Source organism: Marinomonas algarum (genome assembly GCF_020532605.1).
Taxonomy (GTDB): domain Bacteria; phylum Pseudomonadota; class Gammaproteobacteria; order Pseudomonadales; family Marinomonadaceae; genus Marinomonas; species Marinomonas algarum.
The window spans coordinates 1-8,605 of record NZ_JAJATW010000044.1 but is presented as its reverse complement, the minus strand read 5'-3'; the positions used below and the strand labels follow the sequence as shown (position 1 = coordinate 8,605).

General features: G+C 40.2%; 5 protein-coding genes and 2 pseudogenes. 4 read left to right on the top strand and 3 right to left on the bottom strand.

The window, feature by feature from the left end; all coding sequences use genetic code 11:
* The first annotated feature begins 341 nt into the window (after nucleotides 1–341).
* Nucleotides 342–1,895 (top strand): methyl-accepting chemotaxis protein, encoded by a 1,554-nt coding sequence (locus tag LG368_RS14995; protein ID WP_226755505.1) that lies wholly within the window; start codon nucleotides 342–344, stop codon nucleotides 1,893–1,895.
* A 6-nt stretch (nucleotides 1,896–1,901) separates the two neighbouring features.
* On the top strand, nucleotides 1,902–4,322 hold the full coding sequence (locus LG368_RS14990; protein ID WP_226755504.1) for an EAL domain-containing protein: 2,421 nt from the start codon (nucleotides 1,902–1,904) through the stop codon (nucleotides 4,320–4,322).
* 175 nt (nucleotides 4,323–4,497) lie between these two features.
* Here LG368_RS14990 and LG368_RS14985 read toward each other — a convergent pair.
* A pseudogene (locus tag LG368_RS14985) lies at nucleotides 4,498–4,935 on the bottom strand (Y-family DNA polymerase); the annotation flags it as partial.
* Nucleotides 4,935–5,255 (bottom strand): annotated as a pseudogene (umuD, locus tag LG368_RS14980) (translesion error-prone DNA polymerase V autoproteolytic subunit); the annotation flags it as partial. The pseudogenes umuD and LG368_RS14985, both read right to left, overlap by 1 nt.
* Nucleotides 5,256–5,613: 358 nt before the next feature.
* Here umuD and LG368_RS14975 point away from each other — a divergent pair.
* Nucleotides 5,614–5,922 carry a hypothetical protein gene (locus LG368_RS14975; protein WP_226755503.1) on the top strand — a complete coding sequence of 103 codons (309 nt, stop codon included), beginning with the start codon at nucleotides 5,614–5,616 and terminating at the stop codon, nucleotides 5,920–5,922.
* A 260-nt stretch (nucleotides 5,923–6,182) separates the two neighbouring features.
* Here the strand turns inward: LG368_RS14975 and LG368_RS14970 are convergent, their stop codons facing one another.
* Complete coding sequence (locus LG368_RS14970) at nucleotides 6,183–7,283, bottom strand: Fic family protein (RefSeq protein ID WP_226755502.1); 1,101 nt, start codon at nucleotides 7,281–7,283, stop codon at nucleotides 6,183–6,185.
* 1,054 nt (nucleotides 7,284–8,337) lie between these two features.
* Here LG368_RS14970 and tnpA point away from each other — a divergent pair.
* A partial coding sequence (gene tnpA / locus LG368_RS14965) for an IS66 family insertion sequence element accessory protein TnpA (RefSeq protein WP_226755501.1) occupies nucleotides 8,338–8,605 on the top strand: 268 nt, incomplete at its 3' end.

Genomic DNA, 8,605 nt, shown 5'->3' with positions numbered 1-8,605 from the left:
GGCGTTTTGAAAATGAAGGCGGAAGGGCTGTCCGTCTCTGCTAAGGGAGGCAAGCGTAAGTCTAGTGTAAGGCTAGCGGCTGCCTGAGAACTTGGAAGCCCCTACATTTATGTAGGGGAGCAGTCACGTATCGTTTTTGCCTAAAAAACTGACTGTTGATAACAATATGTTATCGATAGCTCTCTTGTTATTGAAATACTCATAACTACTAATATAGTATTGCGCACAATAAATAACACACAGAATTTTACTCATTCATACAATGTGCGCTTACTGATTAGCACACTCCAACCACTCACCACTCACCACTCACCACTCAATAGCATCGTTAAGGATAATCAATGCGCAACAATATGCCCATCACCAACAAAGAACATACTTTTGACGGCAGTACTAAGCTTATAACAGTCACCGACAAAACAGGTGTTATTCTTAGCTGCAACAAGGCATTTGTGAACATCAGTGGTTTTGAAGAGCACGAACTTATAGGCCAGCCACATAACTTAGTTCGTCACCCAGATATGCCCACGCAAGCTTATGAGGTTATGTGGGACCACTTAAAAGCAGGGAAACCTTGGATGGGGATGGTCAAAAACCGCTGTAAAAATGGCGATTATTATTGGGTAGATGCCTACATCACACCTGTTACCGAAAATGGGCACATTATTGGATATGAATCTGTTCGATCTTGCCCAAAACGAGAAGATGTCGAGCGAGCTGATAAACTTTACAAAAACATTAATGCGGGAAAAAAACTCAAAACCACAACCCCTATTTCACTTCCAAACTTATTTCTCGTACTTGCACTAGCCGGTTGTGCGGCACTATTCATTACGGGTTACACAATAGCATCACAAATCGAGCTCTTGCTCACTGTTCTTACTTATGCGGCATGGTCAACAGCTCGATCAAAAACAGCATTTAATTCATTAAATGCCATGCTTAAAAATTCGTTTTCTCATCCTTTAGCTGTTTGTTCTTACACGGATGATATCGGCCCAATTGGTGAGCTCAAAGTATCGATCTTAAGTCAAATTTCACACTTAAATACTGTCATCAGCCGTATTGAAAGCGCAGCCGCTAATGTAGCGAGAGAGTCTGATAAGAGTGCGTCACTCACCAACTTGATGCAGCAATCCATAGCTAGCCAACAGAATGAAACCTGCCAAGTAGCAACCGCCATAAATGAAATGACGTCTGCCATAGAAGAGGTGTCAAAACATGTTGGCAATACAGCTACCCATGCCGAAACAGCAAATCAACTTGCTTTAGAAGGTACAGACGTTGCGAATACAACACACCGCGCCATAGAGAAACTAAAAGACACAGTACAAGAAATTGGCAGATCCGTGCATGGGGTATCGGATCAAACCACTAAAATTGCTCAAGCGGCACAAATCATTGAGCAAATTGCAGAACAAACAAATTTACTCGCATTAAATGCCGCAATTGAAGCCGCCAGGGCCGGCGAACAAGGACGCGGCTTTGCAGTTGTAGCCGATGAAGTACGTAGCCTTGCTCATCGTACTCAAGAGTCCACAAAAGAAATTTACACAATCGTCGAGGAACTGACAGAACGAGCAAGCGATGCAGTGCAGATCTCCGAAAATGGCTCTAAAGATGCAGAAAAAGGGTTAAGTCATGTTATTGAGAGTGGTGAAATGCTTACTGGCATTTCAAAAGCAGTAAGCCAAATTGCCACCATGTCGACTCAAATGGCAACAGCGGTAGAAGAGCAAGCCTACGTAGCAGGAGACATCAAGACACAAGTCGCTAACATCGCTGACATTGCCGGTAGCAGTACCCAAAGCTCTAACGAGTTGTTTGAAACCATTACGTATCTAAATAATATTTCAGATGAGCTACATGAACTCGTTGTTCGTTTTAAGGGGTAATCACTAATGCCAAGTATATTGAGTGACCTCGGCCCACTTTACCAAGCCTTAATGGATTCGGCTGCCGATGCTATTGTTGTTATCAATGAAAAAGGCATTATTTTGCGTTTTTCTAAGTCTGCAGAAGCGTTATTCCAACGTTCAGCTGAAGAGTGTATATCTCAGAATGTTAACATCTTGATGCCCGAACCCTTCAAGCATGAACATGATTCCTATCTAAACAATTACCACAACACCAATGAAGCCAAAATCATTGGCAGTGGTAGGGAAGTTAGAGGTATCAAAAAAGATGGTACTGAATTTCCCATGCATTTGTCTGTTGGTAAAACCACTATTAAAGAGAATGCTTATTACATAGGAATTTGTCATGATTTATCAGAATATCAGCAGGCATTATCAGAAAAGATACAGATTGAGTCATTGCAAAATGCGTTATTTGATGCCGCTGTAAATGGCATTATTACCATTAATGACAAAGGAATCATTATCAGCTTTAACCGAGCAGCAGAAACAATGTTTGGCTATACAAAAAAAGAATGTATAGGACAGAACGTAAAGATGCTCATGCCCTCACCCTATCGTAACGAGCATGATAGCTACTTAAAAAATTACATTAGAACTCGTAATGCCCAAGTAATTGGTTCAGGTAGAGATATTCCAGGACGAAGAAAAGACGGCCATATTTTTCCGATGCGCTTGTCTATTGGTGAGGCCAAAACAGAGTTAGGAACGCATTTCATTGGTATATGCCACGATTTAACGGATTACCATAATGCACTTGCTGAGCTTTCTAAGGCAGAGCAGCGCTACAAAAGTATTGTTGAGTGTCAAGGCCAGATCATTTGTCGTTTTGACAAGGAATGTAAACTCACCTTTGCCAATCAGTCCTTCTTTAATACTTTTGAGTGCACAAATCAGGAAGTCTTTGGCTTAGATTTTATTAATCTTATACACGGTGAAAAGAGCAGTATAAGAAATATACTTCATGATATTTCTAACAACCAAGACCATGCGCAAATAAAATTTAAAGCGACCATGCGGCGAAAAAGTGGATTGTTAAAAGTAGAATGGTGGTTTACAAAAGTGAGTAACCATTTGGGCTCAAGTGAAATTCAAGGATTTGGTATTGATATATCAGAAAAGGAAGAGGCACTTAGAGAAGCTGCATTTCTAAAAAATCATGATGCACTTACAGGACTTCTGAGTGCAGAAGCATTTTTTTCAAGCTTAAAAGAATGGGCATCCACTGAGCGTTTCGCCATTCTTTACCTTGATTGTAACCGCTTTGGCATGATTAATAACCGTTATGGTCTAAATGTAGGCGATCAAATCATCACCGAGATAGCAAACAGAATAAAAAACAATACTCATAAGAACATATTGTTAAGTAGACCAAGTTCTGATGAGTTCATTATCGCTGTTTTCGTAAATGACGCGATAAGAGCCAATAACATCGCTGAATCAGTTCTAGAAAAGGTTAATAAATCGTACTTGATAGACGATAATGAGATACGAATCAGCGGTAAAATAGGTATCTCTATCTATCCAGACGATACGGACGATACGGATCTCATTGTTCTTCAAGCCCAGTCTATGCTATCAAAAGCCAAAGGCAGTCAAAATAGCATCGCTTTTTATGATGAACAATTCAATACCTCTTTACAGAGACAGCTTGATATAGAACAGCGGCTAAGAATTGCACTTGAACAAGAGATTCTAAAAGTTCACCTACAGCCTAAAGTCAACCTGAACACCAATGAAATAGTAGGCTATGAAGCATTGTTACGCTGGAACGACCCTATACTTGGCCATGTTTCACCTGTTGAATTTATACAAGTAGCCGAAAACATATTGCTAGCAAAAAAAGTTGATCGTTATGTATTAAAAACGGTATTTAACTGCTTACGTCGCTGCCTTAATGACAAGAAAAAAGTGCTTCCTATTGCTGTCAACATTACATCTTCTCACTTTGATGACACTGAATTAGCCGGTTATATCTTCTCGTTATCTGACGAGCTACAGGTACCTCTTGCTTATTTAGATTTAGAGGTGACAGAAGGTGTTCTACTTGAAATGAATCAGCAGGTTTTAGATAACCTACATTCACTCAGATCAAGAGGCATCAAGATTTCCTTAGATGATTTTGGAACGGGTTATTCATCCTTGAGTTATATTCGCAAACTTACTGTTGATGCACTCAAAATTGATAAGAGCTTTATTGACGACCTGGATGATAAAGTGGGGTACCGTCTTGTGTCAGCGGTTGTTGATATTGCAAAAGCCGTAAACCTTGAAGTAATTGCTGAAGGGATAGAAACAGAGGAGCAACAACAAACTCTGATGAGATTAGGTTGTCAACTTGGACAAGGTTACCTGTTCGCAAAACCAGAATATATATGCGATGTACTGAATATAACAAAAGATTAGATTGTAAATATCTGTTCAAACACTAACAGACGCTAAACGCCAAAGAATATTTAATCTCATCATGGGTGGGGCAACAGCTTTAACATTATTAATGATTGTAAAAGGTTAACATCACAGAGAGTGGGGTACTCTTATGGCCAAGTGGATGTTACCTGCTACAGACACAACAACAATTCTTAGTAGGAGCAATACCTACTCCTATGGTAATGCCTGTCCACTTATCAACCTTGGCTTTTACTTGCTGTCCAAAGGTCAAAAGATCTACTGCGTGGTCAACACCTGTTAAATCCATGAAGGCTTCATCGATTGAATACACTTCAACCCTTGGAGCTTCCTCTTCCAAGATGGTCATGACTCGGTTAGAAAGATCGGCATACAAAGCGTAGTTTGACGAAAAGCAGACTACTCCATGTTGTTGAATTAGATCTTTGATTTGAAATAAGGGGACACCCATCTTAATACCAAGTGCTTTTGCTTCTTTGGAACGTGCGACAACACAGCCATCGTTATTGGACAGCACCACAACGGGAGTGTGCTTTAGATCGGGGCGAAACAGCTTTTCACAGCTAGCGTAAAAATTGTTGCAATCTGCTAATGCAAAGACGGTCTGCATCATCCACGCTCGTATTTACGGATCACGCTTGTTACTACGCCAAATATCTCAAGCTCTGATTCCTCAGTGATCTCAATGGCTTTATAAGCACGGTTGCGAGGCTGGAGTAAAACGTTAGGGTGTAGCTCTAGAGTTTTAACGGTCATTTCACCATGAATGCAGGCAATGACAATATCACCGTGACAAGCTGTTAACGACTTATCAACTAACAACACATCTCCGGTCAAAATACCGGTATCCTCCATAGAATCACCTTGAGCACGAACGAAGAAAGTAGCTGCTGGATGAGATACGCAAAACTCGTTGAGATCCAAAGTCCGTTCAACATAGTCTTAGGCGGGTGACGGAAAACCAGCAGAGACTCCCTCTACATAGAGTGGGATATGAATGCTGTTGGATGTAATAAACGAAGAAGATTTAGAAACACCAAGATACGTCACATTCATAGAACACCTTAAATTATACTGTATAATTTTAAGTGACTATTAATGACAATACTTTGTTTAGCTTTCTAATCTGGAACAGAGTGACCTTTAGCTGTTCATGACATTCATTCCGAATGCTTGTTAAAAAACTTTCACATGTGAAAGTTTCGTGTTGAAAGGCATACCAAGGACCTATGGGTCAAATGTAACGTTCTGATCACACTCTTATCGTTCTAAATTACACGAGGTTTCTATGGAAAGCAGAAAGTTAATCAGCGCACTTTCGATAGCTCGAAGTTTTGGGCTTCAAAGCATTTCTCAATCCGAGTTTTTTTTAAAAGTTGCTTATTCAGAGCCGCTTACTCTGCTTGAGATAGCTAATACGGATGATGCAAGCTCGCCGCAGTATAAAACAGCATTAGGGCAGTTCATCAAACTATCGAGTGGAAGCGCGTACAGAGACAAGGATGGCTTAGGCGTTCTCAGATATGCCAATACTGGCATAAATAGAAAGGTCACCCTTACCACTAAAGGGTTTGGGTTAAAGCAACGGATCGAATGAAAAATGAATCTTTCACATGTGAAAGATTTGATGCTTAGCGAGAAAATCTTAGCTAAGGAAACTGCGACTAAGAAGTTCCACAAACGCTGATATTGTTGGTGCTTTAAGTATTTTAGAGCGGGGAGCACCGCTTGTTAACCTGTGAAGTGAGTGGTGCAATAATGTCACCAGCCACTAAAGTAATTTGGCGTGCCCAGTAATAGAAATCCCCTATCGAAACAAGCAGAACTAGGTGGTGAAGGACGTCGAAAGATCTGTTTTTATTGAGCGAGTAAATACCTCGTACTCCGCCCACCAGATTCAGATCGAACCAAACAGCCTTGCTTAACTAACGTCACTAAGTGGCGCGTTGCTGTTGGTTTACTGACCTTGGCAACTCTATGGTATTGAGTTGTGTTAATGCCTTGCTCAAAATCTCCATCGAGCATACGGTTTAAGACTTTGACCTGCTCCGACGTTAACTTTGTTTGGTCTATTTTTCGCCAGTATTTTGATTTTAAAATAGTCTGATCTATTTCTCTTAGCACATCATTGAAGGTTTCGTTTAACGTGATAAGAAACCACTCTAACCATGCAGTGATGTTTAGGCTTCCTTTTTGCGTTTGTTCAAGTATTTCATAGTAGCTTTTACGCTTTACCAATATGCTCACTGACATGGCGTAAAATCGGACCGATTGGCTTTCAGCTTGAGCTAATGCTAAGTCTGTAAGTAATCGAGTTATACGACCGTTTCCATCATCTAGAGGGTGTATAGTGACAAACCAAATATGAGTGATGGCGGCTCTTAATAATGGGTCTAGTGATCCTTCTTCTATTGATTCATTAAACCATCGGATAAAATGCTCTAATTCTTTATCAAGCACTTCTCGTGGAGGAGCTTCAAAGTGAACGGTAGGTCGATCAATTCGACCAGAAACTACCTGCATAGGTTCACTGCCTCGTAACTGGCCACCTTTAATAGGGTTGAGTACGGTATAGCCTTTAGGAAATAGTTTTTCATGCCAATATAGAATTCTCTTTAAACTCAGTTTTGAATCAAGATTCTCAATGGCATCGACCATTATCTCAGCGATACCATCGGTTTGTTCAGTAGTAGGAAACGCGTTTTCTTCTGTCAAGCCGAGTTTGTTGGCTAGTGAAGAGCGTACCGAAAAAGCATTCAGTTTCTCACCTTCAATAGCGCTTGAGTTTATAATATTAGCCAAAAGTGTATCTAGCATGTTTTGCATTGCATCGTGAGATTGACAGGCCATTTTACCCAATAGTATTCCTTGGTTAAAACGAGCTTTCCTTAGCATGGGTTCTACAATGTTTTTATCCCATGTAAAGTGAGGCCAATTGTCTTGCTGCCATATCCACATAACACACCCTATGATTTAAATAATACGATTAATCTAATCATAATGTAATGTGAATACTGTGCTTAATCAAATCAAAATACAACTTGAACGATGCGATTAATCACATCATAGTCATTGCAAATGAGTAAGCAAACGGAAGTCTCTAATGAACTACCAACACTAATTACTTCGTAATTTGAACAAGGCTAAGGCGCATTCTCGCTTGCTTTAGGAAGATGCTTGTATGCGCTTCTTTCTCGGTTCCTTCCGCCTCTAAACTACTCTTTTGGGAAAATTCACGCCTTTGCAGATAGAAAATTATTGAAAAGGGACTGCATAGAGGCTGTATGCAGATCTTTATGCGCATTTTCGCGTTTCTGTCGTTGGGAATTTGATGCGCTTGCATTCAAAGGGACTGCATAGAGGCTGTATGCAGACCTCTATCTTGTACTGACGCTACAAAGTTCGTCTCTTCTTGGATCATTGACATTTTGAGGCGAAATTTCTCCAAAAAGGGTGTTTTCGCGTTCTTTTTTGCCTTGGAAATTTTGGTCAACCTCCCATAAATATAAGTGGAAAAATGATTGAATTTCCACTACAGAAAAACCGACTAATTGGAGATGCTTTTTTGTTAAAAAGCTTTTTTTGCCTTAAAAATTAAAGACAACCTCCCATAATATTATGGGTTTATAATCAAAATATTTCTTAAAATCTAAGAATTGCTGTTTTGGAAGGTATTTCTGCTCATTTCTGAGTTTATGCAATGTTAGCTGTAACGGCCTGCAAGGCGATCTAAGGAAATTAATATAAAAACCTAAGAGATATAGTTATAAACCGAGAAAACGCCTCATATAAGCTCTGAGAAGGTTAGAAGGGCGATAAAGAGTTGTCAGGTCGCTGCTCTTTCTTATTTCCTTGTTTTTTTGGTCATTAGCTTTGTAGGCAGGAGTTTTTGCATTTACGTTTTGAAGAAGAGGTTGTCTTGGCCTTTATGTAAGCGCCAATCCAACCCTACCTGCCCATGACGCCCTCAAACCGCTAACCTTATCGCTTCTTATTATTCAAGGAGCACGTCATGGCGACTTATCAAAAATACAACTGGCTCGAGCTGTTTGAGGCTTTTGAGCAATCCAAGCTTTCTCAAACCGCATTTTGCAAACAGCGCAACATCAATCCTAAATACTTCAATGTCAAATTAAAGCAACGTCAGCAAGTGATTGATAACCCTTCTTCTGCCTTCACTCGCTTGCAAGTCGTATCGTCAGAGCACTCAAGTCATGTTACCAATCAGGTGGTGATTGAGCATGGTCAGTGTAAAATTCACTGCCCAGATTCCATGGCCC

Bases quoted from the DNA above. Each gene is read 5' to 3' on its own strand.
- LG368_RS14975 (WP_226755503.1), top strand. From the start codon at position 5,614: ATGGAAAGCAGAAAGTTAATCAGCGCACTTTCGATAGCTCGAAGTTTT.
- LG368_RS14970 (WP_226755502.1), bottom strand. From the start codon at position 7,283: ATGTGGATATGGCAGCAAGACAATTGGCCTCACTTTACATGGGATAAA.
- LG368_RS14995 (WP_226755505.1), top strand. From the start codon at position 342: ATGCGCAACAATATGCCCATCACCAACAAAGAACATACTTTTGACGGC.
- LG368_RS14990 (WP_226755504.1), top strand. From the start codon at position 1,902: ATGCCAAGTATATTGAGTGACCTCGGCCCACTTTACCAAGCCTTAATG.